Here is a 26974-nt window from a genome sequence, read left to right on the forward strand (position 1 = left end):
GGTCATCCTGCTCACAGGATCAGAGGCGCCACCGTGGTGAGCAGAAACTGCCGCAGGAAGAACAGGATCAGAAGCAGGATGATCGGCGAGATGTCGATGCCGCCAAGGTCCGGCATGAAGCGGCGGATCGGCCGCAACGCCGGCTCGGTCAGCCGGTAGAGCATGTTGCCGATGCTGCCGACGAACTGGTTCTTCGAATTGACGACGTTGAAGGCGTAGAGCCAGGAAAAGATCGCCGAGGCGATGATGATCCACCAGTAGAGGTCAAGCGCCATGACGATTGTTTGAATGAGGGCGAGCATGCCGGTCTCCAATTGTTGCCGACATGTAGCCATTGCACGCGAAACCGGCAAGGGCCGCCTTTCTGTGGGGCGCCAATACCGGCTCGGTCTGACCTGTAGGGCGGCATGTCGCCGACACCCCAACGAAGGCGCGAATACACAAAACCGGCAAGGGCCGCTATCCGCCGGCGCCAACTCGACGCTTGACGGCACTGGATTTCGGCAAACCTCCGCCTTGACAGGAAACCGCGGCGCCCGATAAATGCGCCCATCCGCTGGACGGGGCTGTAGCTCAGCTGGGAGAGCGCGTCGTTCGCAATGACGAGGTCAGGAGTTCGATCCTCCTCAGCTCCACCAGTGGAATAATTCTCCACTCTCCGCGCCAGATGCGGTCCGCGACGCTCGTCCCGGCTTGCCCCGCGTTAGCATTGCTGTGCCCAGCGCACCTTAAAAGGCCGCGCTACATCGCCTATTTCGCAATATCCGGCAAAATTTTTGTCAATTGGACTTATGGCGGAAGCGCTCACCGATTGTTTCCGTTTTTTTTGGAAACCACCCCACTAAATTGACGTTACCAAATCAGTTTTTCTGTGCGTTGTGACCAGGGCGTTTCGGCGGGGGCGACCGGAGGCGCTATATCGATTTCGAGTCGAAATGAAAAATCCGCCTGCGGAAGCAAAGACGTGTCAATTCGCGAGAATCTCGCTGTAAACCTTAGACGGCTATGCAAGGAACATGCCTCCGTAAGTGCGGTGTGCCGTGAGCTGCACATCAACCGCACGCAGTTCGAACGCTACCTGCAAGGGCAGACCGTTCCCAACAAGGCCACCGCCAAGCTGATATGCGATTACTTTCGGATCGACGAGGCCGAACTGTACCAGGATCCCGGCGCACCCGAGCCGGCGATGCGTGGCTTGCCGCCGGTGTCCGAGAGCCTGTTCAACCAGATGATCCGCCCTCCCAGTCCTTCGATCGCGGGCGGCACCTATTTCACCTATTTCTCGATCCCGGGCCGCCTAGACCTCCTGATGCGCTCGGTGACCTTCGTGCGGCGCGAAGCCGAACTGGTCACCTTCCGAAGGGTCACCGGATGGTCGGAGCGCCGGGGATCGACCTGGGCACGGGCGCGCGGCAATCACTATGGCGTGGCGATCTCGCGGCTGAACTGGATTTATTTCAGCGGCATCAATCGCCGCCAGACCGGGGAGCCGTCGCTGATCTCCGTGCAATGGGCTCCCATCTCCGAACCGGTGCTGATGGGCAAGGCCATGCTACTGACGGAGGCCGGCCCGGCATTCGTGTCCGTCATCATGCGGCGCGACATCGCCAACATCCACCGAAGGGATGCCATCAGCATGGCGCATGTCATCAATCTCGACGATCCGGGCGTCGATCAACTGGTTGTCAGCCTCACCCGGGACGGGTTGGGCTAACCCCTCGGATCGCCGTGTCTTACGCCGAATAAGAATAAGCGTACGCCGATAAAGCGTATGCCAACGATTGTCTACTCTGTATCTGAATAAAATCGATATTTTACACTTTAATGCCAGGAAAGATAATCCACGGGTCCGTCTTAGGCTCGTGGTTTTACTATAATTTTAACAAACCATTAACTCTTCCGACCTTACCTTTCTTCACGCGGATCCCGTTCTGGGGGTCTTTCAACGGATCCCAAATCGGGGTCAGGAAAGGGATGAAAATGGCCAAGAAAGTGACCAATGCTCCGAAGCTGACGATTGCCGCCGGCACGCAGACCGTCTTCTTTTCGCAGGGCATGCACTACAACAAGCGCTGAAGCCGTTCTGCGCCGACGAGCGTCTTGCTTGTCGGCGCCTCGGCTCCGCAGATGGCAACCAGCTTCATGAAAATGCGCTCTTCGAAAACGCTTGTTTTCTACCCCGGACCGAACAAGGTCACGGCATGCAACTTCCTGACCAGAAGCGTGTTTGAATGCAGCCCCGAGATGGTCGGCCTTCTCGCATCGTGGGACAAATGGGCATCGACGGCGGACATTGCCCGCGCCCATGGATGGTCGAAGTCCGAGTTGAAGGCTGTCGTTCCCCAGTTGCTCGATTTCTCCGCGCTGGTCACAGCCGGATCGCCTCTCGCCGAGCAGGAGGAACAGTTTTCAGGACAATGGAGTTGGGGGCTTCCGACGGCGCTGATGCATTTCTGCGTCCAGGACAGCGAATACATGACCATCGAGCAAGCGGAAGAGCGGCAGATAGAACGCGCCGGCCATACGCCGCAGCCGAACCTCATGCTCAAGAATTCCGCGGGCGCCATCCAGCTGCCGAATGCACTGGAAGACAATGAACTTCTCAGCTTGATGGCGCGGCGCCGCACCAACCGCACGGCGGCTCAACCCACCATCACGGCCAAACAGCTTTCCGATTGCCTGTTTGCAGGGCTCGGCATCATCGGCGAGACCGCCAATTGCGTTGGCACCCTGCCACTCGGCATGACCCCTTCAGGCGGCGCGCGAAATCCCTATGAGGCCTATGTGGTCGCGCTCGGCGTCGATGGCCTCGAACCCGGTGTCTATCACTATTCCGCCGCGGATCACGACCTTGGCAGGATTTCCGCAAACCATCTGCCGAAGATCTCCGAACTGGTCGGCGGACAGGAGTGGGCCAACGCCATGCCGTGCCTGGTCCTGCTTTGCGCCAAGCTCGATCGCACGATGTGGAAATATGAGGACGCCAACGCCTATCGTGTCGTGCTGATCGAGGCCGGCCATATCGGCCAGAACATCATGCTGGCGGCGACCAACCATGGCCTGTCGGCATGTCCGACAGCCGCGCTCAGTCATTCCGCGATCAAGCGGCTGCTTGGTCTCGACAGTTTCACCGACGCACCGATCTATGCCTTGACCCTCTCGACCCCGGAAAGAGATCCCTCGACGGCGGGCCAATCCATCAATTAGTCGACCAACTATGTGTATCGCGGCCAGTAACGCGTTCCGTAGGGTATAACCAGAGACAGGAGCAGCACGTGCCAAATCAATCCTTACGCCAGTCGGAAATCGATAGTCTTCAATATATTTCGTCGATGACCAATGAGCTCGTGCAAATGGCCGAAGCCAGCCGTTTTCCGATGATCTCCTATCTGCTCGGCATGGCCTATGCAGAGGCCTTCGACGTTCTTCGCGGCGCACGGCCGGCCAGGCATGCGCAGCTCAGCGGCAACCCGCTGCATCCCAAGGCGCAGTCAAAAGACAGTCGTGCCGCCCAGCCACGGAGAGCGTAGCGACATGCAATCGTCAGCCGCATGCGCGGTGGCCGGCTCGACCTCCCGCCCTAACCGCTGGGAGACGCTGTGCGCGTTGCAAAGCCTGCTGCCGCTGCTGAAGAAGGCCGCGACGGACCTGCGCCGCGCCGACATGGTCTACTGGTTCGAGCAGGCCGATGCCGAGGTCGCCAACATCATCAGGGGCCACCCCTCCGATGCAACCGCCATCCCGGCCCTGATTGCATCCTGCCCGCAGGACCGGCGGTCGGTCGCTCAAGCTTGATGCATGTCGCCCGCCCAAACGCGACGCGTTCATTGGCGCCGCTGAAAATGCTCCGATCACCAGTTTTTCAATTTCGGACCGGAACCTATTGCGCGTCTGGAATGCCAAGGGGGACCTGCACATGAACATGATAGCCAACATCAGAAGCGTCGATGCCAGGGAAAGCATTTTCAGCCGGCTCGACGTCTTGATCGCCAGGCGGCCGCCGTCGCCTGACGCCGCGCGGGTCGAGGCCCGCCAACTCGTCTCGATGGCGATTGCCGACAGCTGCCAGGCCGACAGTCTCTGGGGTACAGTGGACGCTTTCCACGCCCATTTCGACTTCATGATGCAGACCGTCGAGACCAACGGCGCCGATGACCCGGGCCTCGGGCCCTTGCGCACGAAATGCCGATTCTATCTCGAACAGGTCGAGGCCCTGAGCCTGTCACTGGCCTATTGACAGGCCGGCCCGATCAAGTTCGGCTCTAGAGCAATTCTAGGAAAAGTGTGAAGCGGTTTTCCCGGGAAAAGCGCGTAGCGCTTTCCCTAGAGAATTGCGTCAAAACAAAGAGTTAGAGCAGCTCGCCGTTTCCGTGAAACGGTGAATGCTCTAGTTGCGCAGGCTGAACACGAACGGCGCTGTACGGCTCAGACGCGAACCAAGTTCCGGTGGCGGTGCCGGCACCGTGGCGCCTTGCAGCACGGCGAGCGCCGCACGGTCCAGATCCGCATCCCCCGAGGAACGAGAGAGCCTGGCGGACAGAACCCGGCCGGACGAGTCGACCGTGAAGGCGACATACGGCCTGCCTTCGACGCGTCGGGCCTTGGCAGAACTGGGATAGCGCGTGTGCCGCTTGATCCAGGCACCCAGACGGGAGTCCCATTTGCTGGAGTCGCCGGAGCGAGACGTCGATTCGGCCGACTTCGGCGCGGCGGTCCTGGCCGCGGGCCGTGCGTCGGCGCTGGTGGCGGTTGCCGTCTTCGGCGGGGCTGCCTTCTCCTTCTTAGGCCGCGGCTTGGGCTTCTCGACAGGCTTTTTCGCCTTGGCCGCGACTTGTTTCTTGTCTTTGACAGCTTCGACCGGTTTCGGCTGCGGCAAGGGAATGACGACGTCGGGCGTGACAGCCTCGACAACATCCGGGACGGCCTCATCCGGCGGCGGCTGATCGACCTCTTCAGCCGTTTCGGTCTGGGTGGGTTGGGTCTCGTCTGGCGCGACCGCTTCCGGCGGCTCGACAACCGGCTCCGCCTTTTCGACCGGTTCTTCAGGTGTCGGCTCGGTCGTCGGTGTCGGTTCGGTCTGATCTGGCGTCACCGCATCCAGCGCGGCGACCTGTTCTTCCACGGCCGGCATCACCACCATCGGTGCCATCTCGATCATCTGCGCGGGGGGGGGACCGCCATCCGCTTCGGTGACCATTGTGAGGTTCTGCACTGCATAGGCGACCGCGACATGGGCTCCAAGGACCAGCGCGGCAGCACCGGCCCACAAGCCAAGGTCGCGCCAACCGAAGCGCGACAACTGGACCGAGGGCACAGCGACCGCCTGCGTCATGGCGTCGGCGCACCCATGGCTGCGGGCGCCGGAGAATTGGACGCGGGAGCCGTCTCCAGGCCGACCAGCGCGATCTTCAGATAGCCGGCACCGCGCAATAGGTTCATCGCCTCCATCAGGTCGCCATAGGCGACCGCCTTGTCGGCGCGCAGGAAGATGCGCGTCTGCTTGTCGCCCTTGGTCTTGGCGTCCAGCGTCGTGGCGAAAGCCGGGCGCGGCACGCTGTCATTGCCGATCGCCAGCGTCAGATCGTCCTTCAGCGTCAGGAACAGCGGTGTCTCGGGCCTCGGTGCGGGCGTTGCCGTCGAACCAGGCAGATCGACATTGACATCCACCGTGGCCAGCGGTGCCGCGACCATGAAGATGATCAAGAGCACCAGGATGACATCGATGAACGGGGTGACGTTGATCTCGTGGCTTTCCTCGAGATCATCATCCATGGCCTGTCGGATTCTGCTTCCCATGGCGCCTACTCCGCCGCCAGTGGCGTTGCCGGCGCAACGGTGCGGAAGTCCAGGTCGCGGCTGACCAGCCGTTCGACCCCGGCCGCGGCATCGGCGAGGATCTGCCGATAGCCGGCTATCGAACGGGCAAAGACGTTGTAGATGACAACGGCCGGTATCGCGGCGACCAGGCCCATCGCGGTGGCCAGCAGCGCCTCGGCGATACCCGGCGCGACCACGGCGAGATTGGTGGTCTGCGCCTGCGAGATGCCGATGAAGGCGTTCATGATGCCCCAGACCGTACCGAACAGGCCGACGAAGGGCGCGGTCGAGCCGATCGTTGCCAGCACGCCGGTGCCGCGCGACATGCGCCGCGCCGCCGCCGCCTCGATGCGCGACAGGCGCGACGTGACCCGTTCCTTGAGGCCATCGCCCGAGACATGATCGAGCGCGCCGGCTGAGAGTGCGGTCTCCTCCTCGGCCGCCCGCACCAGCAGCGCGCCGGGGCCGCCGCTGCGGTCGAGGGTATGGCTGGCCTGCTTCAGCGTGGCGGCCCCGCCGATCGCCCGCACGGCGCGACGGATGCGCAGCTTGCCGCCGAAAAGCTCCAGCGACTTGGCCAACCATATCGTCCAGGTGACGAGGGAGGCAAAGGCCAGCCCGATCATCACCGCCTTGACGACGATATCGGCCGCCATGAACATGCCCCATGGCGACAGGTCATGCGGCAAGGTCAACTCCATCGCCGTCGAAGGCCCGGCCCCGGCTGGCGCGGCGGTGTTCGGCTGGGTTCCTGGCTGCGAGGGCGCCATCGTGGCCGGCGGAGCGCCTGCCGGTGCGGCGGGTGCCGGCGCAATCGGCGCTTGGGCTGCGGGAGCAGCCGGGGTGGGGACTTCGATCGCCGGCGCGGCAACGGCCGGTTGCTCCTGGGCCATCGCGCTGCCAGCCGACAGGATGACGGATGCGACCAACGCCGCCAACAAACCAGTTCTCGACAACAGCTTCTTCCTTGTTCTCACAGCGGCCTGCCGCCTTCTATTTCCCGCCGCCGCATCAGATATTGTCACTGCACATAGCCGACAGGCTGGCCGGTGACGGGGTGCGCGAACACGCCCATCTCCACACCGAAAATGCCTTTCAGCACATCGCTGCGCATGATTTCGCCGGGCGTGCCGCGCGTCAGCAGCTTGCCGTCCTTCAGCGCGATCAGTTCGTCGCAGTAGCGCGCCGCCATGTTGGGATCGTGCAGCACGACGACGACACATAGGTCGCGTTTGCGGCTGAGCTCCTTGACCAGCCCGAGCACCTCGACCTGATGGGCGATGTCGAGTGCCGAGATCGGCTCGTCGAGCAGCATGACGCCGGCGTTCTGCGCCACCAGCATGGCAAGCCAGGCGCGCTGGCGCTCGCCGCCCGACAATTCGTCCACCAGCCGGTCGGCAAAACCCTCCATATCGGTCAGGGCCAGCGCCTCCTCGACATGCTGCCTGTCCTCGGCGCGGAAACGGCCAAGCGCGCCATGCCAGGGATAGCGCCCGAGCGTCGCCAGTTCGCGCACGGTCAGGCCGGTCGCCGCAGGGGTCGTCTGCGGCAGATAGGCAAGCGCGCGGGCAAATTCGCGGGCACCCCATTGCGGCAACGGACGCCTGGCGAAAGTGATGGCGCCTGAACTCGCCGGCTGCTGGCGCGCCATGAGCTTGATAAGCGTCGACTTGCCCGAACCATTGTGGCCGATCAGCCCATAGACGCGCGAGCGCTCCAGTTCGAGCGAAACCGGACCGAGCAGCGTCCGCTCGCCGACGGCAAAGCGTACGGCATCGATATGGAAGGCAGTCTGGGCATCAATTCCAGCCATGCTCATGGCTTTTCTCCAGTGCGGCCGCCCGCATTTCCAGATTCCGGCTTTCGACAGGTCATGCCCGGTTGACTATGAAACATGACCTTACTAGTCAACATTGAAGATGACTGCAATGATCAACAAATCGTCGCGACCGGCGATATCGGCACGGAATTGGGAAACAGGAGGCGCACCGGATGATTTCAGGACATGGACCGATTTGGCAGAACCGGATGGCGCGCAAGCGCCTGCTGATCGCAACGGTGTCGCTGCCGGCCCTGCTTGGCTGCGGCCATGCACTGGCCCAGGAGACGGTCACCACCACCCTGGACCCGATCAACGTCCAGGAACGTGTCGAAAGCGCATTCGGGCCGGTTAAGGGCTACGTTGCCACCAAGGGCTCCACCGGCACCAAGACCGACACGCCGCTGATCGAGACGCCGCAATCGATATCGGTCATCACCAGGGACCAGATGGAAGCGCAAGCCGTCGACAGCCTGAACAGCGCGTTGCGCTACACACCCGGCGCCACCGGCAATCTCTACGGCACCGACAATCGCGGCCTCGGCCTGCAGTTGCGCGGCATTTCGAACGCCAGCGGCGTCTTCTACAGGGACGGGCTGCAGCTCAAGGAGAGCAATTTCACCCTGTTCACCGCACTCGATTCCTATGGCGCGGAACGCTACGAGGTGCTGCGCGGACCGGCGTCGGTGCTTTATGGCCAGGCAAGCCCCGGCGGCATCATCAACTATGTCAGCAAACGGCCAACCCAGGAAAACCTGCGCGAGGTCGAATTCGGTGGTGGCAGCTTCAACCGGTATGAAGGCAAGTTCGACTTCAGCGGTGCCGTGAACGCCGACAAGTCGCTGCTGTTTCGCCTCACCGGTGCCGCTCACATGGGCGACACGCAGACCGATTTCGTCAAGGACGACCGCATCTTCATCGCGCCGGCGATCACCTGGCAGCCAGATGCCGACACCAGCCTGACCATCCTCGCCAACTATCAGCGCGATCGCTCGGGATGGGCGATGCAGTATCTGCCTGCCTACGGCACGGTCATACCGGGCAAGGACGGCAAGTACCTGCCGAACAGCATGTTCGTCGGCGAACCCGGCTTCGACTCCTACAACAACGACCAGGCCTCGATCGGCTACGAATTCGATCACCGTTTCAACGAAACCTGGCAGGTTCGACAGCATGCCCGCTACGTCCACCTTACCCACACCGGGGAAGGCGTCTTTGGTGGCGGACTGACGGACTCGAACGGCCTGGAACCTTCAAACGGCGACTACTACCGTTATGCAGATGCCGGTGGCACCAAGCTCAGCGGCGTCACCATCGATAACCAGGCACAAGCCGATTTCGACACCGGGCCGCTTGCCCACACGCTGCTCGTCGGCCTCGACTACAAACGCTATACTTACCGCGACTATGCCTCGGAAGGGACGGTCGAGGACGGTTTCAACGTCTTCGATCCGGTCTACGGCTACAAGATCGGTGATCTGACGCCCTACACCGATACCGACACCACCCAGCAGCAAGTTGGCCTCTATGCGCAGGATCAGATCAAGCTCGGCAACTGGCGGCTGACCCTTGGTGGCCGCCAGGATTGGTCGGACGCCAAGGTCTACGACAATCTGGCCGGTGGCTACATTCCCGAGCAGAAGGACAACGCCTTCACCAGCCGGGCGGGGCTCGTCTACCTCGCCGACAACGGGCTTGCGCCCTATGTCAGCTATTCCGAATCGTTCCAGCCGGTGGCGGGCGCCGACAGCGACGGCAATCTGTTCGTGCCTGAGACCGGCAGACAATACGAGATCGGGCTGAAGTACCAGCCGACCGGCTGGAATTCGTTCATCACGGTCTCGGCCTTCGACCTGACCCGGCAGAATGTCGTGCGCTATGGCAATGAGGGCCGGCCCGACGACATGTTCCAGACCGGCGAGATCCGCTCTCGCGGCGTCGAACTCGAGGCCGTTGCCAGCCTCGATTTCGGCCTCGACCTGAGAGCGGCCTACACCTATCTCGACACCAGGATCACCAAGGCGACTTCTGTTGTTGATGATAATGGGAGTTCAATCAGCAATGAAGGCAACACGCCTTTCGGCGTGCCGAAGCATTCCGCGTCTCTGTGGGCGAATTACACTCTCGGCAGCGGCCGCCTGGAGGGTCTGGGCCTGGGTGCCGGCATCCGTTATGTCGGCTCGACTTATGGCGACGACGACAACAGCTTCAAGGTTCCGTCGGTCGTGCTCGCCGACGCGGCAGTGCATTACGCCTGGCAGAACGCCACGCTCAGCCTCAATGCCAGCAATCTGTTCGACAAACGCTACGTCGCCTCCTGCTTCTCCTCGGGCTTCGGCTGCTTCTACGGCGAGGGCCGCAGGATCAACGGTTCGGTGAAATACACATGGTAGAAGCAAGGTGGCGGGCCGACCCAAAATGGCGGCGCTGACACGGCGCCAGTATCTTGCCGGCCTCGCCGCGACCGGCCTCGCTTTGCCGGGCGGCATGGCACGCGCGGCACCTGCCCGCGTCGTCTGCCTGGAATGGACGTCGGCCGAAATCGTGGTCTCGCTCGGCCTGTCGCCGCTCGCCGTCGGCGACACCAGGGGTTACGGCGACTGGGTGCAGGGCCCGGCACTGCCGCAGGCCACCATCGACCTGGGATCGCGCAGCGAGCCCAATCTCGAACTGCTCAGGGAATTGCGGCCCGACCTGATCGTCGGCGCCTATGGCTATGGCTTGGACGAGAACAGCTTCACCAGATTGGCGCCGACCTTCAACGTGCCGTTCTACAGCGGCAAGGCTCCACCTTACGCGCAGGCGCAACAGGTGACGCTGCAGCTTGGCGACATGCTTGGCCGCAGGACGGAAGCAGGAAACCTTGTCGGGCGCATCGAAGCCTCGATCGCCCAAGCGCGTGCCAAGCTGGAGCGGGCGGTGCAGAAACCGGTCTGCGTCGTCAGCATGTTCGACGATCGGCATGTCCGCGTCTACGGCGCCGGCAGCCTGCTGCAGGATGTCCTCGACCGCCTCGGCCTCGTCAACGCCTGGACCACCGCCACCAATGAATGGGGCTTCTCCACGGTCGGCATCGAGGAACTGGTCGCCGTCGGCGAGGCGCAGCTGATCTCGCTCGATCCTATCCCGCCGCACATCAGGATCAGGATTGCCCGCAGCTCGCTCTGGGCCAATCTGCCCTGCGTCCGGAACGGCCAAGTGCGGACCATTCCGCCAGTCTGGCCGTTCGGCGGTCTCACTGCTGCCGCGCGTTTCGCCGAATTCGTGGCAGCGGCATGATCGCCCAGGCAATGTCCCTGCCGCGACAGAGCGACGGCATCGGCGCGCTTATCCTGTTGGTAGCCGTGCCTGCGGGGCTGGCGCTGATGCTGACCGTCTTCGATCTCATCCACCTTCTGCCGACGCACCTGTGGTGGCATGCGCTCACCGCCCCCGACACATCCGATCCAGCGCAGTTGCTGTATCGCTATGCCTTCCTGCCGCGTGTCGCCGTCAGCATGCTGGCCGGCGCTGCACTTGGTCTCGCCGGTGCCATCATGCAGCATGTGCTGCGCAATCCGCTGGCCGAGCCGACCACGATCGGCACCAATGCGGGAGCGAGCCTCGCTTTGGCAGCAGCCACCCTCTATGCACCATGGCTGCTGGAGGGCGGCCGCGAAGGCGTGGCGCTGGCCGGCGGCGCGCTCGCCACATCAGCCGTTTTCGCACTGGCGCGCGGGCGCAGCTTTTCGCCAGTGTCGATCATCATCGCCGGCCTCGTCGTCAGCCTCACTTTCGGCTCGGCCGGCGCGCTGCTGATGGCGCTCAACCGCGAATACACCGAGGAGCTGTTCATCTGGCAGAGCGGCTCGCTGGTGCAGAATGGCGACGCGGCGGTCGTTGTTCTGGCGCCATGGCTGCTGGCCGGCACCTGCGCCGCGTTCCTGCTCTGGCGACCGCTCCGCCTGCTCGATCTCAGCGACGACGGCGCGGCATCGCTCGGCACCCGGCCGGCCGTCATCCGCCTCGCCGGCATGGCAGTCGCCGTCTCGCTTAGCGCGCTGGTCGTCGCCGAGGTCGGCGTCATCGGTTTCGTGGCGCTCGCCGCCCCGGCGCTGGCGCGGCTGGCCGGAGCGCGCACGCTTGGCCGCCGTCTGGTCTGGTCGCCGCTGGTCGGCGGTGCCCTGCTCTGGCTCACCGACTGTCTGGTGCAGCATCTGCCGTTCGCCGGCGAAATCCCCGCCGGCACCGCGACCGCTTTGCTCGGCGCGCCGCTGCTGCTGTTCCTGTTGCCGCGAATGCGAACCACTCCCGAAAGGCAAGCCGACATGGTGTCGTCGGTACGCCTGCCGACAAACGGCCTGCCGTTGATCGCCGGCCTGCTGGCGCTCATCCTCGCGGTTGTCCTCGCCATCGGCTTTGGCCGTGGCGCAGGCGGTTGGCACTGGATCGCATCCGCGGATTTGACCGAGCTGCTTGCCCTGCGCGCGCCTCGCGTCGTCGTCGCCCTGTCGGCGGGCGTCCTGCTCGCCGTCGCCGGCACGCTGATGCAGCGCATGACCGGCAACCCGATGGCCGCGCCCGAGGTCTTGGGCATTTCCGGCGGCGCCTCTTTCGGCGTGCTGGCGCTGCTGTTGCTCAGCGACGGCTTCGACCGCGCGGCAATGCTCGGCGCCGCCCTCGCCGGCGCCATGCTGGCGCTGACGATCGTTGTTTTGGCCGGGCGGCGCAATGCCCTGTCGCCGGAACGGCTGCTGCTTGCCGGCGTCGCCGTGGCGACCGTCGCGTCCGCCTTCGCCGCGCTGCTTCTGGCCAGCGGCGATCCGCGCATGGACTTCCTGCTCACCTGGCTGTCGGGATCGACCTATCGCGCAACACCCAATGATGCCCTCACCGCCGCAACGGTCGCGGTCGCCGTCCTCGCGCTGGCGCCGCTGACCGCGCGCTGGCTCGATATACTGCCGCTCGGCGAAACCGCCGCGCGTGGCCTTGGCCTGCGACTGGGACGTGTTCGCGCCACATTGCTTGCGCTCACCGCATTGGCCACCGCAACCGCGACATTGGTCATCGGCCCGCTGAGCTTCGTCGGCCTGATGGCGCCGCATCTCGCACGCATGCTTGGCTTCCGCCGCGCCGTGCCGCAGCTTCTGGCCTCGGCCATGACAGGCGGGCTGATCCTCGTTGCCGCCGACTGGGCAGGGCGGACGCTGATCTTTCCCTGGCAAGTGCCGGCCGGCCTCATCGCCGCCTTCGTGGGCGGCCCCTATTTCATGGCGCTGATGTGGAAAGGCAGGCAATGAAGTCGGCCCTGGCATATTGCCGCCCCTGCCCTGCCGATTGTAAGCAGCGCCCATCGATGGCGGCCGGCGCCCTCGCCGCGTCCATCAAGACAGCTTGCGGTTCACCTCGATGATCAGACGTTTCCTTTCCTACTACACGCCCTGGAAGGGGCTGTTCGCGCTCGACTTCTCCTGCGCGGTGCTGGCCGGCCTGCTCGAACTCGGCTTTCCCATGGCGGTCCGCACCTTCGTCGACCAGCTGCTGCCGCAGCAGGACTGGACGCTGATCATCATCGCGTCGGCCGGGCTGCTGGTGATCTATCTGCTCAACACGGTGCTGATGGCGGTCGTCACCTATTGGGGCCACATGCTCGGCATCAACATCGAGACCGAGATGCGGCGCAAGAGCTTCGATCATCTGCAGAAACTGTCGTTCCGCTTTTACGACAATCACAAGACCGGCCATCTCGTCGGCCGCGTCACCAAGGATCTCGAGGAGATCGGCGAGATCGCGCATCATGGCCCCGAGGACCTGTTCATCGCCATCATGACCTTCGCCGGCGCCTTCGTGCTGATGTTCACGGTCAACATGCATCTGGCGTTGATCACGGCGGTGATCGTGCCTCTGATCGCCTGGGTGACGATGCGCTACGGCGACCGCATGGAGCGCAACTGGCAGGCGCTCTATCGGCGTGTCGGCGATTTCAACGTCCGCATCGAGGAGAATGTCGGCGGCATGCGCGTCGTCCAGGCCTTCGCCAATGAGGAGCATGAGCGCACGCTTTTCGCGCATGACAACCAGCGCTACCGCCAGACCAAGCTCGACGCCTACCGCATCATGTCGGCCAGCAATTCCCTGAACTATATGGGCATCAGGCTGATCCAGCTCGTGGTCATGATCGCCGGCAGCTACCTCGTCATTACGGGAGGCCTGAGCAATGGCGGCTTCGTCGGCTTCCTGCTTCTGGTCGGCGTCTTCGTGCGGCCGATCGAAAAGATCAATTCGGTGATCGAGACCTATCCAAAAGGCATTGCAGGCTTCCGCCGCTACACCGAGCTGCTCGACACCGAACCCGACATCGCCGACCGGCCTGATGCCGTTACCGCCAGCGGGCTCAAGGGCGACATCGAATATCGCGGTGTGAGCTTCGGTTATGGTGACGGCAAGCCGGTGCTCAGGGATATCGATCTCGCCATTCACGCCGGCGAAACCATCGCCTTCGTCGGCCCGTCGGGCGCCGGCAAGACCACCATATGTTCGCTGCTGCCGCGGTTCTACGAAGTCAGCGCCGGGCGGATCAGCATCGACGGCATCGATATCAGGGACATGACGCTCGCTTCGCTGCGTGGCCAGATCGGCATCGTCCAGCAGGATGTCTTCCTGTTCGGCGGCTCGATCCGCGAAAACATCGCCTATGGCCGTCTCGGCGCCTCCGACGAGGCCATCACCGATGCCGCGCGGCGGGCGCAGCTAGACGGCATGATATCGGGCCTGCCGGCCGGCTTTGACACGATCATCGGCGAGCGCGGCGTAAAATTGTCCGGCGGCCAGAAGCAGCGGCTGGCGATCGCCCGCATGTTCCTGAAGAACCCGCCGATCCTCATCCTCGACGAGGCGACGTCGGCGCTCGACACCGAGACCGAGCGCGAAATCCAGAAGTCGTTGGCCGAACTTGCCGAGGGCCGGACCACGCTGGTCATCGCACACCGGCTGGCCACGATCCGCGGCGCCGACCGCATCGTCGTCGTCTCGGAGTCCGGCGTCGTCGAACAGGGTTCGCACAGCGAACTGCTCCGCGCCGGCGGCATCTATCGGCGCCTGCACGACGCCCAGCATCTGGTGTCGTCGCGCTGATCCACTATGGTGGCGGCCCAAAGCAGGGAGCCCCGGATGATCAAGGCAACGCCCTTCGATTTCCCCTATGACGGCAGGCTGGTGGCCGAAAACACCGCGCTGATCGTCATCGACCTGCAGCAGGATTTCCTTTCGACATCAGGCTACTTCGCCAGGCAGGGCTATGACCCGTCGCCTCTAAGGGCGATCCTGCCGACGGTGAGCCGGCTGATCGCGGCCGCGCGCAAGGCCGGCGTCAGGGTCATCCACACGAGGCAGGGCTAGCGGGCCGATATGGCCGATATGACGCCTTACGAAAAATGGCGCCGCAAGCGCGCCGGTCTCGACGGCACCGATATCCTGCTGCGCTCGGGCACGGGGTTCCAGATCGTTCAGGAGATCGATGTGGCGCCGCAGGACATCATTGTCGACAAGACCTGCAACAGCGCCTTCATTTATACGGATTTCGAGCTTGTCCTGCGCGCGCAAGGCATCACGCATCTCATGTTTTCCGGATGCACGACGGATGTCTGCGTCCACACCACGCTGCGCGAAGCCTGCGACCGGAATTTCCAATGCCTGACGATCTCGGACGCTTGCGCCAGCGGCGACAGACAAGCGCACGAAGCAGCGCTTCACATGGTGACGGTTGAGGATGGCGTCTTTGGCGCGCTCGCTGATTCCAGCGCTGTCATTGAAGGCTTGTCGCGATTGTCGGGCATGGCGAGTTAGGGCGCCAAGATCAATGCCGGCGGGACAGCACCCCCCTCTGGCCTGCCGGCCATCTCCCCCGCAAGGAGGGAGATTGGCTGTCATCTCGGCTTTCACTAATCGCCAACGTGGCAAGACGAGCGCTGCGGGTGAAGCTGTCGATCTCCCCCCTTGCGGGGGAGATGTCCGGCAGGACAGAGGGGGGTGTGAAGGATCTCGGCGTTACCGGAATAGCTTTCATTCCGTAGGCCAGAACTCAGCCCGTTGCGCGCGTCTCCAATCCTGCACGAGACGCATATGCCCCAGGCTGGAATGCCTCGTGTTCGCGACGCGCCAGCGAATTGCGCAGCAGGGCGATGGTTTCCCGGCCGACCGTTGCGATCTCACGCGGCGTGTCGACGCCGACAATCATGAATTCATCGATCCCGAGGGCTGCATAGGCAAGCAGCGACAGGGCGGCCTGGGCTGGCGGCCCGGCAACATCGATCGCCTTGTGGCCGGAGGCGGAAGCACCTTGGTGAATCCCGACCGGAAGCGCGAAGCGCAGCTTGCCGGCCCGGCCATGTTCGGCGGCCGAGCGGCGCACCCGCTCCATCAATTGCCGGATCTCATCGATCGAGCCCGGTGCCAATTCAAAGACATCGGCATGCCGGCCGGCAACTTTGAGTGCCGTTCCGGACTGCCCGCCCATGCGGATGACCAGGTCGGCGCCGTGCGGTCCCTTGCGCGGCACGTAGCCGCCCTTGATGCTGTAGAACGTTCCTTCGTGGTCGAAGGGCCGGTCGTTCGACCACAGCCGCTTCAGCAACACCAGATATTCGTCTATGCGCTGCCAAATGACGGTGTGCCCGACCGGCCGTGTTTCGGCGTCGGCGTCGCTCAGCGGCTCGCTGATCATCCTCAGCGCCAGGCGTCCGCCGCTTTTCCTGTCGATCGACGCCAGTTGGCGGGCTGCCACGGTCGGTTCGACCACGCCCGCCCAATGGGTGAGCACGACTTCCAGCGACGAGGTGCGATCGAGCACTTGGGCCGCAAGATCCATGTTGGTCAGCAGCCCGGCCGAATCGTCGACGACGATCTTGCGGAAGCCGCCATCCTCGATCAGCCCGAGCTTGGTCGCGGTCTCGGCAAAGTCGTAGAAAAAGGGAACCGCGGCATCGGCGGTCTTACCCGGAATATGCGTGAACTCGATCGGCATTGCCATGTCCTCCGTTGTGTCGGGCGCGCGAAAGCACGCCGAGGATTCGGTTCATTCAACTCCGATTGCCTGAAAGCGGTGGGCAGCTAACCCCGGTCGATCTGACGACTCAGGGAATAAGGCCCAGAACAACTGCCCCGGTGAACACGAACGCAAGGGCAAAGACGAGATAGGCGAAAGCCCCGGCATAGGCCGGGCGAAAGGCCTGGGCATTGGCCGACCGCTGAGCGCTGCGATCCGTCTGGGCGTTCTGGATGTAGGACATATCGACCTCCGTCTCGGCGATTAATCTATAAAACTGGTAGACTTTGTCGATTGCTATTTTTGGGCTAAAGACAGAATAATTTTCTCCTATGATGCCGGAAGTTGGTAGGCACTTGCTTAGAGGGAGCGCTCGGACGGCCGATCCATATGGCGCGTCCGTTTTTTGCTTCTGCGTCCGAATGGACCTATGGCCTTGCCCTCGCTGCGCTCAATTCGTGGATTGGCCGCCCGGCACGGGCGCGGTAGCATCGCCCAACCAGCAAAGCGAAATCGTCACACAGGGGCAGAAAAATGGGCACAAGACTGGCCGGCAAGGTCGCCATCATTTCGGGAGGAGCGACGGGAATGGGCGGAGCGGCTTCGGAGCTGTTCGCCGCCGAAGGCGCCAAGGTGGCGATCATCGACCGCAACGGCGAGGCGGCCGCCGCAACCGCAGCGGCGATACGCGCGCGGGGACAGATAGCCGAGCATTTCATCGCCGACGTCTCCGACGAAGCCCAGGTCGAAACGGCGGTGAAGGGTGCTATCGAAAAACTCGGACCGGTCACCGTGCTGTTCAACCACGCCGGCACCATCGTCATCAAACCCTTCCTGGAGACGACGGTCCAGGAATGGGACTGGCTGCATGCCGTCAATGTGCGCTCGATGTTCCTGATGACGCGCGCCGTTTTGCCCGGCATGATTGCGGCCGGCGGCGGCTCGATCGTCTGTACTTCGTCGATCTCGGCGGTGGCGGCGACTCCCAACGAAGTGCTCTATGACACCACCAAGGGCGCTTGCCACATGTTCGCCCGCGCCATCGCCGTCGAGTTCCGCGACCGCAACATCCGCTGCAATGCGGTCTGCCCCGGCTTCATCCGCACGCCGCACGGCCTGCGCGAGGTCGCCGACCTCGGCAGGCTCGGCGTCGACGTCTCCGACGCGGCGCTGGCCGCGCAGCAGGGCCGCATCGGCGAACCGGAAGAGGTGGCGAGGGCAGCGCTCTACCTGGCCAGCGACGAGTCGAGCTTCGTCAACGGCACGCATCTGTTTGTGGATAACGGCTTTACCGCGATGTGAGACGCTCAAAGAAGGCGCGAACTTGGCAGGATGCGGGTTCCTCGCCCCCACGAATGGGGGGAGAGGTGGCTCGGCGAAGCCGAGACGGAGAGGGGGAATGGCTCGACCTTGCCTTGCTTCGGCGACAACTCGCCAGCGTCGCAGGCCTCTCTCCGACCGCTTCGCGGCCACCTCTCCCCGCTTTGCGGGGCGAGGAACCCAAGCTTTGCTACCGCTCTTCCCGCCGAAACGGCTTGAGCAGCGCCGACGGTGCCACCGCGTTGCGCGACATCACCGCCATGGCGACGATGGTGAAGATGAACGGCAGCATCAGGAACGCCTCGTAGGGGATGTGTCCGAGCCCGCTGGCCTGCATGCGCAGCTGCAGCGCATCGACGAAGGCGAACAGCAGTGCCGCACCCGCCGAGCGCCACGGATCCCAGCGGCCGAACACGACCAGCGCGATCGCCACCCAGCCGCGCCCCGACACCACGCCGAAGGTGAAAGCGTTGAACTGCGCCATCGACAGGAAGGCGCCGGCCAGCCCCATCAGCGCCCCGCCGAGGATGACTGCCTGGAAGCGCGTGGCGGTGACACTGACCCCCGCCGAATCCGCGGCGCGCGGGTTTTCGCCGACCATGCGCACCGACAGGCCCCATGGCGTGCGGTAGAGCACGAAGGCGGCGAGCGGAATGGCGAGGATCGCCATGTAGACCAGCGCGAACTGGTTGAACACCGCCGTCCCGAGCACCGGGATGTCAGACAGGAGAGGGATCGGCAGCGTCTGAAAACCCTTGATGCTGGGCGGCACTGATTGCTGGCCGAAGATCAGCCGGTAGAGGAAATAGGCGAGGCCCGACGAGAACAGCGTCACGCCGATGCCGCAGACGTGCTGGCTGAGGCCGAGCGCCACGGTGAACAGCGCATGCAGCGCGCCCATCAGCATGCCGGTGAGCACCGCCGCCAGCACGCCAAGCCACAGGCTGCCGGTGAGGCTGGCGGCGGTGAAGCCCGTCATCGCCGACAACAGCATGATGCCTTCGATGCCGAGATTGAGCACGCCGGCCCGCTCGGAAAACATTTCGCCGAGCGTCGCGAAAGCCAGCGGCGTGGCAATGCGGATGATCGCGGCCAGGAAGCCGACCTGGAATATTTGTTCGAACACCGCGCTCATCGGGCAACTCCGACGCGACGGATGCGATAGGCGGTGAACAGCAGCGCCACAAGCATGGCAAGCAATGCGGTGCCCTGGATGACGTCGCTGAGGAAGGCCGGCACGCCGGTCGCCCGCGACATCGCCTCGGCGCCGGTCATCACGGCGGCAAGGAAGATCGCCGCCGGCACGACGCCGAGCGGATTGAGCCGCGCCAGCATCGCAACGACGATGCCGGAATAACCGTAGCCCGGCGAGATGTCGCTCATCACCTGGAAATGCACGCCGCCGACCTCGCCGACGCCGGCCAATCCGGCCAGCGCGCCGGACAGCAGCGCCGTCGAGATCAGCACCCGCTCGACGTGGATGCCGCCATATCTGGCGGCTTCCGGGTTTTCGCCGGTGACCCTGATCCTGAAGCCGAGCGTCGTGCGCACGATCAGGAACCAGATCAGCGGCGCCGCGATCAGTGCCGCGACGACGCCGAGATGCAGCCGCGTGCCTTCGAGCAGCACCGGGAAATTGGCCGAATCCTCGATCGGCGGCGAGATCGGATAGCCGCTGAAACTGTCCTTCCACGGCCCCTCGATCAGCGCCATCAAGGCGTAATAGATGACCGAGTTGAGCAACAGCGAACTGACGACATCATCGACCTTGAATTTTACTCTGAGCGTCGCCGGCACCAACGCGACTGCGGCTCCCGCTGCGGCGCCCGCCACCGCCATCAAGACCATGGCGAGCGGCCCCGGCATTGGAATGGCGCCGACAAAGCAGCTGGCCACCGCGCCGGCAAGCAATTGCCCTTCGGCGCCGATGTTCCAGAATTTTGCTCGGAAGGCGACCGCGACCGCCAGTCCGGTGAAGATCATGGGTGTTGCACGCACCATCGTTTCGGTGATCGCATAGCTGTCGCCCAGCGACGCCGTGAACATCACGCCATAAGCTTCGAGCACGCCGGGGCCGGCCAGCGCAATAAGGCCGCTGCACAAGATGAGCGTTGCTCCGATCGCGAGCAATGGCAGAGCGAGGTTGAACCAGGTCGGCGTCGAGCTGCGGACCTCCAGGCGAAACATCAGCTGTGGCCCTCCGCCCCGGTCATCATCAGGCCGAGCCGTGCGATCGTTGCATCGGCGCTGTCGAGCGTGCCGACGATGCGGCCCTCATACATCACCGCGATGCGGTCGCAGAGCACCAGCAGTTCTTCGAGATCCTCGCCAATGACGACGATGCCGCAGCCCTTGGCGCGCATGTCGAGGAATTTTTCGTGGATGAAGCGGGCGGCTCCGATGTCGAGGCCGCGCGTCGGCTGCGAGACAACAAGCACCTTCGGATCGAAGGCAAGCTCGCGTGCCAACAACGCCTTCTGCAGATTGCCGCCGGACAGCGCCCCGGCGCGGGTCATCGGCCCGGGGCACCTGATATCATAGGCCTTGATCTGCGCCTCAGTGAAGGCGCGGATCGCATCGGGCTTGAGCAGGCCCCTGCTGCTGAACGCTGTGGTGCCGATGCGCGGCAGCACCATCGAATCGGCCAGCGGCAGATTGGTCACCAGTCCGGTCGTCATGCGGTCTTCCGGGATACGGCCAAGTCCGAGCGCCTGCACCTCGCGCGGCGAGAACCGCGAGACCTTTTGGCCGGCAATCGTCATCCGGCCGGCATCGGGCGCCCGCACGCCGGAGATCACCTCCGCCAGCGCCCGCTGGCCATTGCCCGACACCCCGGCAATGCCGAGGATTTCGCCGGCACGGACGGCAAGCGATACGTCGCGCAGCGCCGTGCCCGAATGATGCGAGGTTGAGATACCGTCGAGCGTCAGCACATCAGCACCCGGCGCCGATGGTCCCCGCGCCGGCGGCACGATCTCATGGCCGCACATCAGTGTTGCCATCTCCGAGGATGTCGTGTTGGCCGGGTCATCGACGCGGCCGGCAACGCGGCCATGCCGCAGCACCGTGCAGCGATGCGTCAGCGCCCGCACCTCGTTGAGCTTGTGCGAGATGAAGATGATGCCGAGACCTTGCGCCGCCATAGAACGCAACGCCGAAAACAGCCCGTCGACCTCGCTTGGCGCCAGCACCGCCGTCGGCTCGTCGAGGATCAGCAGCCTGGCGCCACGAAACAGCGCCTTGACGATTTCGAGCCGCTGCTGCTCGCCGACCGACAGCGCCGAGACCGGCAGGTCCGGGTCAAGCACCAGCCCATGCTGGCGGCCGATCTCGGCCAGCCGCGCCAGCCCGCCGGCGCGGTCGATCCGTCCTGTCTTGCCGGGAATGCCGATGAGCAGGTTTTCCAGCACCGTCAGCCGCGGCGCGAGGTGAAAATGCTGGTGCACCATGCCGATGCCGGCGGCCAGCGCATCGGCGGAACTGGTGATCCGCACCGTCTGGCCCTGGATGAGAATCTCGCCGGCGTCGGGCGCATAGGCGCCGAACAGCACATTCATCAGCGTCGTCTTGCCGGCGCCGTTTTCGCCCAGTAGCCCGAGGATCTCGCCGGGCGCGACGCTGAGATCGACGGCCTCGTTCGCCTTGACGGCGCCAAAGCTCTTGGTGATGCCGCGCATTTCGATGAGTGGGGCGGACAAGGATGCTCCTGCGGAGAGAGGCTCTGCTTCACCCTCCCCCTTGTGGGGAGGGTCGGCTCGCAGTCGGAGCGAAGCGGAGATTGCGAGACGGGGTGGGGATGCGCCCTACGAGGACCCCCACCCCGCTCCGCTTCGCGGATCGACCCTCCCCACAAGGGGGAGGGTAAAGAAATCAATCCGAAACCGGCGTATTCTCGTCCACATCCACCCGGAAATTGCCTTCCAGAATCTCCGCCTTCTTCTTTTCGACCAGCTCCTTGACGTCCGCCGGCAGCGTCTTGTCGAACTTGTGGTAGGGCGCCAAATGCGAGCCGCCCTTGGCCATGCGCGAGAAATCGCCATAGTCCTGCGCGGTGAAGACGCCGGCCCTGACCAGTTTGATCGCCTGCTCGACCGTCGGATACATGTCCCAGACCGGACCGGTGATGACCGTGTCGGGGCCGAGACTCGACTGGTCGGACATGTTGGAGATGGCGAGGATCTTCTTGTCCACCGCGGCTTCGATGACACCGAAGCGCTCGGCGTAGATGACGTCGACGCCGGCGTCGATCTGCGCGACCGCCGCTTCCTTGGCCTTGGGCGGATCGAAGAACGAGCCGATGAAGGCGACCTTCTTCTTGATGTTGGGATTGACCTCCCTGGCGCCGGCGAAGAAGGCGTTGACCAGCCGGTTCACCTCCGGAATGCCCATCGCCGCGACGGCGCCGATCGTACCCGACTTCGACATCTTGCCAGCGATCATGCCCGAGAGATAGGCGGGCTCGTGGATCCAGTTGTCGAACACCCCGAAATTGGGTTCCGCCGGGCCGGCGCCGGAGCCGAACAGCCAGGCGGTCTTCGGGAACTGCTTGGCGGTGCGGCGCGATTCGCGCTCGGCGGCGAAGGCGTCGCCCAGCACCAGTTGGTAGCCGCCTTGCGCATATTCGCGCATGACGCGGCTGAAATCGGCGGTCTGCACCTTCTCCGACCATTTGTATTCGATGCCGAGTTCCTTCTCGGCCTTCTGCAGGGCGACATGGATCTGGTTGTCCCATGGCTCCTCGATCGGCGTGGCGAAGATCGCCGCCACCTTCAGCTTCTTGTCCGCCGCGAAGGCGGCGCCCGGCAGCATCGTTGCCGCCAAACTAAGCGCGCCCAGCTCCAGTACATTGCGTCGCGAAAGCCCTTCGCGTTTTATCTGCGATTTATTGTTCCGGTTTTCCATTGCATTCCCCTCTGTTCGACAGCCGTGTCGAGCCGGCTGTTCGTGAAAATGTCAGACGGGGAAGTATGGAACGACGCCAGACTTTTGTCCACGTGGTCAAATTTGAACCGCGCACCGGATTCTTGATCTTAGCCGGCCAAGCAAGGGCCGCCGATCAAACCCGTTCCAGCGCGACCGCGATGCCCTGGCCGACACCGATGCACATCGTGGCAAGCGCATAACGGCCGCCACGTTCGCGAAGCTCCAGCGCCGCCGTGCCGGAGATGCGGGCACCCGACATGCCCAGGGGATGGCCAAGCGCGATGGCGCCACCATTCGGGTTGACGTGCGGTGCATCCTCGGCAATGCCGAGCTGGCGCAGCACGGCGATGCCTTGCGAGGCAAAGGCTTCGTTGAGCTCGATGACATCGAACTGTTTTGGTGTCAGGCCAAGCCGCGCGCAGAGTTTTTGCGTCGCCGGCACCGGGCCGATGCCCATGATGCGCGGCGCAATACCGGCGGCAGCGCCGCCGAGGATGCGGGCGATCGGCGTCAGGCCATACTTTTTCACGGCTGCCTCGGAGGCAACGATCAGGGCCGCCGCCCCGTCATTGACGCCGGAGGCATTGCCGGCCGTCACCGTGCCGCCCTGGCGGAACGGTGTCGGCAGCTTGGCCAGCGCCTCGACCGTTGAGCCCGCGCGCGGATGCTCGTCCTTCGCGACGACGATCGGATCGCCCTTGCGCTGCGGGATGGTCACCTCTGTGATTTCCTTCGCCAGCCGGCCATTGGCTTGTGCAGCGATCGCCTTGTCCTGGCTGCGCACGGCAAAGGCGTCCTGGTCGGCCCGCGACACCGCAAAATCCTCGGCGACGTTCTCGCCAGTTTCCGGCATCGAATCGACGCCATACTGCTTCTTCATCAGCGGGTTGACGAACCTCCAGCCGATGGTGGTGTCGTAAATCTCGGCATTGCGCGAAAACGCCGTGTCGGCCTTGGGCATGACGAAGGGTGCCCGGCTCATCGATTCGACGCCGCCCGCGATCATCAACTCCGCTTCGCCAGCCTTGACAGCTCTGGCTGCGATGGTCAGCGCATCCATGCCGGAGCCGCACAGGCGGTTGACGGTGGAGCCCGGTACCTCCTTCGGCAAGCCGGCCAGCAGCAGCGCCATGCGCGCCACGTTGCGGTTGTCCTCGCCAGCCTGGTTGGCGCAGCCATAGACGACGTCGTCGACCGCCAGCCAGTCGATGCCGGGATTGCGCTCGACCAATGCTCTTAGGGGTATCGCGCCGAGATCGTCGGCACGCACGGAAGACAGCGAGCCGCCGAAGCGGCCGATCGGCGTGCGGATGTAGTCGCAGATATAGGCCTCGGCCATGTCATGCAGCCTTTGTTTTTCCGGTTCCCTCATGCGCCGCCTTGGTGCGGGCTTGCAGGTCGCGCAATGTCTTGAGTTCGAGTTCGCTTGGCGCCGGCGTTTCGTCAAGCGCCTCGCCGAACTTAACCACCCAGCCACAGCTCTCCTGCACCTGCTGGCGGGTGACGCCTGGATGCAGCGACACGACGGTGAATTCCTTGCTCACCGGATCCGGCTTCCAGATGGCGAGATCGGTGATCAGCAAGGTCGGGCCGGCGGTGTCGATGCCCAGACGCTTTCGATGATCGCCGCCCTCGCCATGGCCGAAGGAGGTGAAGAAATCGATCTTCTCGACCATGCCGCGCTTGGTCTGCGCCATGGTGATGTAGATCTCCTTCGACGACGTCGCGATCTCCGGCGCGCCGCCGCCGCCGGGCAGCCTGGTCTTTGGGTGAAAATAATCGCCGATGACCGTGGTGTTGATGTTGCCAAACTTGTCGAGCTGCGCCGCACCGAGGAAGCCGATCGAGATGCGCCCACCCTGCAGCCAGTAGCGGAACATCTCCGGCACCGCGACGGTGGTGACGGCGGTTTCGCACAATTCGCCATCGCCGATTGACAGTGGCAGCACGTCGGGCGCGGTGCCGATCGTGCCGCTCTCGTAAATCAAGGTGATGTCGGGCGCATGCGTCAGCCGCGCCACATTGCAAGCGGCGGATGGCGCGCCGATGCCGACGAAACAGACATCGTCATTGCGCAGCGCGCGGCTGGCGGCGATCGTCATCATCTCGTTGGGGGTGAAGCCCTGATTGTCGCTCATGCCGCTTTCCTCAGATGCTCGACCCGGGCCTCGAAATCGCCGGCACTCTTCTCGATGACGTTGGCCCGCATCCACGCCTGGAATTTCTCGCGGTCGGCGGCGATTTCGTCCCATTCGAGATAGGCGGAATTGTCGCGCGCATAATAGCCATGCGCGTAGGACGGATGCGAGCCTCCGGGCACGACCGATATCGCGGCAATCGTCCAGCGCGGCAGCACGGTCAGGTTGGGGTGCAGATCGTCGAAATTGTCGACCACTTCCTCGACCGTCACCACCGCGCGTTTGGCCGCCAGCACCGCTTCCTTCTGGATGCCGATGATGCCTTCGACCAGCACATTGCCTTTCTTGTCGGCCTTCTGCGCATGGATGAAGGTGACGTCAGGCCGGATCGAAGGAACAGCGGCCAGCACCTCGCCGGTGAACGGACAGGTGACAGACTTGATGTTCGGGTTGACCGCCGCGAGGCCAGCACCGCGATAGCCGCGAAACACCGCGCAGGGCAGGCCGGCAGCACCCGCTTCATAGGCGTTGGCCATGCCGGCATGGCTGTGCTCCTCGATTTCAAGTGAGCGCGGGAAACCGTTTTCGATGGCATCGCGGGCGCGGCGCAGCAGGCCGACGCCGGGATTGCCGACATAGGAGAAGACGATCTTCTTCGCCATGCCCATGCCGATCATCTGGTCGTAGATCAGGTCCGGCGTCATGCGGATCAAGGTCAGGTCGCGAAAACCCTGGCGGATCGCCTCATGCGCCGCTGCCGTCGGGATCAGATGGGTGAAGCCCTCGAAGGCAGCCGTGTCACCATCTTTCAAATTCTCGGCCACGGCCTGTTTGAGCGGCAGGAACTTGACCATCGCATCGGCTCCAGGCTGAGAAAGTTCGTATTGCGAACATATGTTTTATATGCGATACTTTCTATGCTGAGCAGAGGCGTAGAGTCAATCCTGACGCTGATGTCGTTCTGCGGAGACAAGATGGACGAAGAGGCTGTTTCCCGTGATCATGTCGGCTCGCTTGAACGCGGCCTTGCCGTCATGGAGATCCTGGCCCGCCATCCCTCGGGCATGACGTTGACTGAAATGGCCGAGGAAGCGGGCCTGACCCGCGCCGGCGCCCGCCGCTTCCTGCTGACGCTCACCGCCACCGGCTATGCAACACAGGCCGGCCGCGTGTTCTCGCTGTCGCCGCGCCTGCTGACGGTTGCCCGCACCTGGCTCGGCGGCGCCTCGCTATGGGCCTTCGCCGCCCCCATCATGCGCGCGGTCGCCGCTCAGCTGAACGAGGCCTGCTCGGCAGCCATCCTGTCGGGTGAGGATGTCGTCTATGTCGCCCGCATTCCCGGCCGCCGCATCCTCAGCGTGTCACTCGATGTCGGCACCAGGCTGCCTGCCTATTGCACCTCGATGGGGCGCATCCTGCTCGCGGGCCTGACGCCTCAGGAATTGGACGCATTCCTCGACCAGGCGACCATCGAGAGACGGACGCCGAAGACGATCATCGATGTCAGGCTGCTGGCCGGCGCCATCGGCAAGGCGAAAGCGGACGGCTTTGCCATCGTCGATGAGGAACTGGAACTCGGCCTGCGCTCGATCGCCGTGCCGATCCGCGACCGGGCAGAGCGCACGGTCGCGGCCATCAACGTCTCGACCCAGTCGGCGCGGTTTTCGGTCGCGGAGATGGAGCGGGAGATACTGCCGGCACTACTGGAGGCCAAGCAGCGGATTGAGGATTTTTTTGTGGTTTAAGAAGCTTCATCCAACCTTCGACGTCGGCGGGACAGCACCCCCCTCTGGCCTGCCGGCCATCTCCCCCGCAAGGAGGGAGATCAGCTGTTATCGCGGCTTTCGCCAAATCTACACCGTTGTAGGGTGAGCGCAGCGCTGAACCTGCCAATCTCCCCCCTTGCGGGGGAGATGTCCGGCAGGACAGAGGGGG

At 63.9% G+C, this 26974-nt stretch carries 25 protein-coding genes, 1 tRNA gene and 1 pseudogene; 13 read left to right on the forward strand and 14 right to left on the reverse strand.

Annotated elements, in window-relative coordinates:
• Window positions 1-11: 11 nt before the first annotated feature.
• Window positions 12-302: a YggT family protein gene (locus EOA19_RS15500; RefSeq protein WP_023811703.1), complete on the reverse strand. Its 291-nt coding sequence runs from the start codon at window positions 300-302 to the stop codon at window positions 12-14.
• Window positions 303-562: 260 nt separating this feature from the next.
• Here EOA19_RS15500 and EOA19_RS15505 point away from each other — a divergent pair.
• The 6 genes from EOA19_RS15505 (at window position 563) to EOA19_RS15535 (ending at window position 4237) form a co-directional block, all read left to right on the forward strand.
• A tRNA-Ala gene (locus tag EOA19_RS15505) sits at window positions 563-638 on the forward strand.
• A 326-nt stretch (window positions 639-964) separates the two neighbouring features.
• A complete protein-coding gene (locus EOA19_RS15510; protein ID WP_128304096.1) occupies window positions 965-1714 on the forward strand; it encodes a helix-turn-helix transcriptional regulator in 750 nt (249 codons plus the stop codon).
• Window positions 1715-2142: 428 nt separating this feature from the next.
• Window positions 2143-3207 carry a SagB/ThcOx family dehydrogenase gene (locus EOA19_RS15520; RefSeq protein ID WP_128304097.1) on the forward strand — a complete coding sequence of 355 codons (1065 nt, stop codon included), beginning with the start codon at window positions 2143-2145 and terminating at the stop codon, window positions 3205-3207.
• 68 nt (window positions 3208-3275) lie between these two features.
• Window positions 3276-3530, forward strand: a complete 255-nt coding sequence (locus tag EOA19_RS15525; protein WP_128304098.1) for a hypothetical protein — start codon at window positions 3276-3278, stop codon at window positions 3528-3530.
• Window positions 3531-3534: 4 nt separating this feature from the next.
• Complete coding sequence (locus EOA19_RS15530; protein WP_128304099.1) at window positions 3535-3795, forward strand: hypothetical protein; 261 nt, start codon at window positions 3535-3537, stop codon at window positions 3793-3795.
• A gap of 121 nt (window positions 3796-3916) precedes the next feature.
• On the forward strand, window positions 3917-4237 hold the full coding sequence (locus tag EOA19_RS15535; RefSeq protein WP_164892938.1) for a hypothetical protein: 321 nt from the start codon (window positions 3917-3919) through the stop codon (window positions 4235-4237).
• Window positions 4238-4387: 150 nt separating this feature from the next.
• On the opposite strand, the gene EOA19_RS15540 is transcribed toward EOA19_RS15535, so the two are convergent.
• The 4 genes from EOA19_RS15540 to EOA19_RS15555 form a co-directional block, all read right to left on the reverse strand.
• Window positions 4388-5332, reverse strand: coding sequence for an energy transducer TonB (locus EOA19_RS15540; protein ID WP_128304101.1), 945 nt, complete (start codon window positions 5330-5332; stop codon window positions 4388-4390).
• On the reverse strand, window positions 5329-5796 hold the full coding sequence (gene exbD / locus EOA19_RS15545; RefSeq protein WP_128304102.1) for a TonB system transport protein ExbD: 468 nt from the start codon (window positions 5794-5796) through the stop codon (window positions 5329-5331). Before exbD ends, EOA19_RS15540 begins: the two co-directional genes overlap by 4 nt.
• A gap of 5 nt (window positions 5797-5801) precedes the next feature.
• Window positions 5802-6773 carry a tonB-system energizer ExbB gene (gene exbB / locus EOA19_RS15550; RefSeq protein WP_128304103.1) on the reverse strand — a complete coding sequence of 324 codons (972 nt, stop codon included), beginning with the start codon at window positions 6771-6773 and terminating at the stop codon, window positions 5802-5804.
• 65 nt (window positions 6774-6838) lie between these two features.
• The gene (locus tag EOA19_RS15555) at window positions 6839-7630 is read right to left on the reverse strand and encodes an ATP-binding cassette domain-containing protein (RefSeq protein WP_164762277.1); all 792 of its coding nucleotides are present in this window, start codon (window positions 7628-7630) and stop codon (window positions 6839-6841) included.
• A 215-nt stretch (window positions 7631-7845) separates the two neighbouring features.
• Here EOA19_RS15555 and EOA19_RS15560 point away from each other — a divergent pair, with 215 nt between their 5' ends.
• The 5 genes and pseudogenes from EOA19_RS15560 (at window position 7846) to EOA19_RS15580 (ending at window position 15460) form a co-directional block, all read left to right on the forward strand.
• Complete coding sequence (locus tag EOA19_RS15560) at window positions 7846-10029, forward strand: TonB-dependent siderophore receptor (protein WP_245486186.1); 2184 nt, start codon at window positions 7846-7848, stop codon at window positions 10027-10029.
• A 25-nt stretch (window positions 10030-10054) separates the two neighbouring features.
• On the forward strand, window positions 10055-10915 hold the full coding sequence (locus EOA19_RS15565) for an ABC transporter substrate-binding protein (RefSeq protein WP_128304105.1): 861 nt from the start codon (window positions 10055-10057) through the stop codon (window positions 10913-10915).
• Window positions 10912-12915 carry a Fe(3+)-hydroxamate ABC transporter permease FhuB gene (gene fhuB, locus EOA19_RS15570; protein ID WP_128304106.1) on the forward strand — a complete coding sequence of 668 codons (2004 nt, stop codon included), beginning with the start codon at window positions 10912-10914 and terminating at the stop codon, window positions 12913-12915. Before EOA19_RS15565 ends, fhuB begins: the two co-directional genes overlap by 4 nt.
• Before the next feature lie 109 nt (window positions 12916-13024).
• Complete coding sequence (locus EOA19_RS15575) at window positions 13025-14749, forward strand: ABC transporter ATP-binding protein (RefSeq protein WP_128304107.1); 1725 nt, start codon at window positions 13025-13027, stop codon at window positions 14747-14749.
• A 36-nt stretch (window positions 14750-14785) separates the two neighbouring features.
• A pseudogene (locus EOA19_RS15580) lies at window positions 14786-15460 on the forward strand (isochorismatase family cysteine hydrolase).
• A 235-nt stretch (window positions 15461-15695) separates the two neighbouring features.
• On the opposite strand, the gene EOA19_RS15590 reads toward EOA19_RS15580, so the two are convergent.
• Window positions 15696-16637, reverse strand: coding sequence for an LLM class flavin-dependent oxidoreductase (locus EOA19_RS15590; RefSeq protein WP_128304108.1), 942 nt, complete (start codon window positions 16635-16637; stop codon window positions 15696-15698).
• A 109-nt stretch (window positions 16638-16746) separates the two neighbouring features.
• On the reverse strand, window positions 16747-16902 hold the full coding sequence (locus tag EOA19_RS15595; protein ID WP_023811179.1) for a hypothetical protein: 156 nt from the start codon (window positions 16900-16902) through the stop codon (window positions 16747-16749).
• Window positions 16903-17192: 290 nt separating this feature from the next.
• Here EOA19_RS15595 and EOA19_RS15600 point away from each other — a divergent pair, with 290 nt between their 5' ends.
• Window positions 17193-17960 carry an SDR family oxidoreductase gene (locus EOA19_RS15600; protein ID WP_023811180.1) on the forward strand — a complete coding sequence of 256 codons (768 nt, stop codon included), beginning with the start codon at window positions 17193-17195 and terminating at the stop codon, window positions 17958-17960.
• Window positions 17961-18168: 208 nt separating this feature from the next.
• On the opposite strand, the gene EOA19_RS15605 is transcribed toward EOA19_RS15600, so the two are convergent.
• From EOA19_RS15605 to EOA19_RS15635, 7 genes are all read right to left on the reverse strand, one after another.
• Window positions 18169-19113 carry an ABC transporter permease gene (locus EOA19_RS15605; RefSeq protein ID WP_128304109.1) on the reverse strand — a complete coding sequence of 315 codons (945 nt, stop codon included), beginning with the start codon at window positions 19111-19113 and terminating at the stop codon, window positions 18169-18171.
• Window positions 19110-20165, reverse strand: a complete 1056-nt coding sequence (locus EOA19_RS15610; protein ID WP_128304110.1) for an ABC transporter permease — start codon at window positions 20163-20165, stop codon at window positions 19110-19112. The genes EOA19_RS15605 and EOA19_RS15610 overlap by 4 nt, the downstream gene beginning before the upstream one ends.
• Complete coding sequence (locus tag EOA19_RS15615) at window positions 20165-21676, reverse strand: ABC transporter ATP-binding protein (RefSeq protein ID WP_128304111.1); 1512 nt, start codon at window positions 21674-21676, stop codon at window positions 20165-20167. Before EOA19_RS15615 ends, EOA19_RS15610 begins: the two co-directional genes overlap by 1 nt.
• Window positions 21677-21848: 172 nt before the next feature.
• Window positions 21849-22880 carry a BMP family protein gene (locus EOA19_RS15620; protein WP_023811183.1) on the reverse strand — a complete coding sequence of 344 codons (1032 nt, stop codon included), beginning with the start codon at window positions 22878-22880 and terminating at the stop codon, window positions 21849-21851.
• A gap of 154 nt (window positions 22881-23034) precedes the next feature.
• Entirely contained in the window at window positions 23035-24240 is a 1206-nt protein-coding gene (gene pcaF / locus EOA19_RS15625; RefSeq protein WP_128304112.1) for a 3-oxoadipyl-CoA thiolase, read from the reverse strand.
• A gap of 1 nt (window position 24241) precedes the next feature.
• Entirely contained in the window at window positions 24242-25039 is a 798-nt protein-coding gene (locus tag EOA19_RS15630; RefSeq protein ID WP_128304113.1) for a CoA-transferase subunit beta, read from the reverse strand.
• Window positions 25036-25893 (reverse strand): CoA transferase subunit A, encoded by an 858-nt coding sequence (locus tag EOA19_RS15635; RefSeq protein ID WP_128304114.1) that lies wholly within the window; start codon window positions 25891-25893, stop codon window positions 25036-25038. Before EOA19_RS15635 ends, EOA19_RS15630 begins: the two co-directional genes overlap by 4 nt.
• 120 nt (window positions 25894-26013) lie before the next feature.
• On the opposite strand from EOA19_RS15635, the gene EOA19_RS15640 reads away from it, so the two are divergent.
• The gene (locus tag EOA19_RS15640) at window positions 26014-26784 is read left to right on the forward strand and encodes an IclR family transcriptional regulator C-terminal domain-containing protein (RefSeq protein WP_128304115.1); all 771 of its coding nucleotides are present in this window, start codon (window positions 26014-26016) and stop codon (window positions 26782-26784) included.
• Window positions 26785-26974 lie beyond the last annotated feature (190 nt).

The sequence above is a fragment of the Mesorhizobium sp. M7A.F.Ca.US.010.02.1.1 genome, assembly GCF_004023085.1.
Lineage (GTDB): Bacteria > Pseudomonadota > Alphaproteobacteria > Rhizobiales > Rhizobiaceae > Mesorhizobium.

Coding starts and splice junctions, on each gene's coding strand:
- EOA19_RS15630 (WP_128304113.1), bottom strand. CDS start 25,039: ATGAGCGACAATCAGGGCTTCACCCCCAACGAGATGATGACGATCGCC.
- EOA19_RS15555 (WP_164762277.1), bottom strand. CDS start 7,630: ATGGCTGGAATTGATGCCCAGACTGCCTTCCATATCGATGCCGTACGC.
- EOA19_RS15595 (WP_023811179.1), bottom strand. CDS start 16,902: ATGTCCTACATCCAGAACGCCCAGACGGATCGCAGCGCTCAGCGGTCG.
- EOA19_RS15610 (WP_128304110.1), bottom strand. CDS start 20,165: ATGTTTCGCCTGGAGGTCCGCAGCTCGACGCCGACCTGGTTCAACCTC.
- EOA19_RS15605 (WP_128304109.1), bottom strand. CDS start 19,113: ATGAGCGCGGTGTTCGAACAAATATTCCAGGTCGGCTTCCTGGCCGCG.
- EOA19_RS15540 (WP_128304101.1), bottom strand. CDS start 5,332: ATGACGCAGGCGGTCGCTGTGCCCTCGGTCCAGTTGTCGCGCTTCGGT.
- EOA19_RS15565 (WP_128304105.1), top strand. CDS start 10,055: ATGGCGGCGCTGACACGGCGCCAGTATCTTGCCGGCCTCGCCGCGACC.
- EOA19_RS15535 (WP_164892938.1), top strand. CDS start 3,917: ATGAACATGATAGCCAACATCAGAAGCGTCGATGCCAGGGAAAGCATT.
- EOA19_RS15640 (WP_128304115.1), top strand. CDS start 26,014: ATGGACGAAGAGGCTGTTTCCCGTGATCATGTCGGCTCGCTTGAACGC.
- exbD (WP_128304102.1), bottom strand. CDS start 5,796: ATGGGAAGCAGAATCCGACAGGCCATGGATGATGATCTCGAGGAAAGC.
- EOA19_RS15635 (WP_128304114.1), bottom strand. CDS start 25,893: ATGGTCAAGTTCCTGCCGCTCAAACAGGCCGTGGCCGAGAATTTGAAA.
- EOA19_RS15530 (WP_128304099.1), top strand. CDS start 3,535: ATGCAATCGTCAGCCGCATGCGCGGTGGCCGGCTCGACCTCCCGCCCT.
- EOA19_RS15600 (WP_023811180.1), top strand. CDS start 17,193: ATGGGCACAAGACTGGCCGGCAAGGTCGCCATCATTTCGGGAGGAGCG.
- fhuB (WP_128304106.1), top strand. CDS start 10,912: ATGATCGCCCAGGCAATGTCCCTGCCGCGACAGAGCGACGGCATCGGC.
- EOA19_RS15520 (WP_128304097.1), top strand. CDS start 2,143: ATGAAAATGCGCTCTTCGAAAACGCTTGTTTTCTACCCCGGACCGAAC.
- EOA19_RS15590 (WP_128304108.1), bottom strand. CDS start 16,637: ATGCCGATCGAGTTCACGCATATTCCGGGTAAGACCGCCGATGCCGCG.
- EOA19_RS15500 (WP_023811703.1), bottom strand. CDS start 302: ATGCTCGCCCTCATTCAAACAATCGTCATGGCGCTTGACCTCTACTGG.
- EOA19_RS15575 (WP_128304107.1), top strand. CDS start 13,025: ATGATCAGACGTTTCCTTTCCTACTACACGCCCTGGAAGGGGCTGTTC.
- EOA19_RS15620 (WP_023811183.1), bottom strand. CDS start 22,880: ATGGAAAACCGGAACAATAAATCGCAGATAAAACGCGAAGGGCTTTCG.
- pcaF (WP_128304112.1), bottom strand. CDS start 24,240: ATGGCCGAGGCCTATATCTGCGACTACATCCGCACGCCGATCGGCCGC.
- EOA19_RS15560 (WP_245486186.1), top strand. CDS start 7,846: ATGGCGCGCAAGCGCCTGCTGATCGCAACGGTGTCGCTGCCGGCCCTG.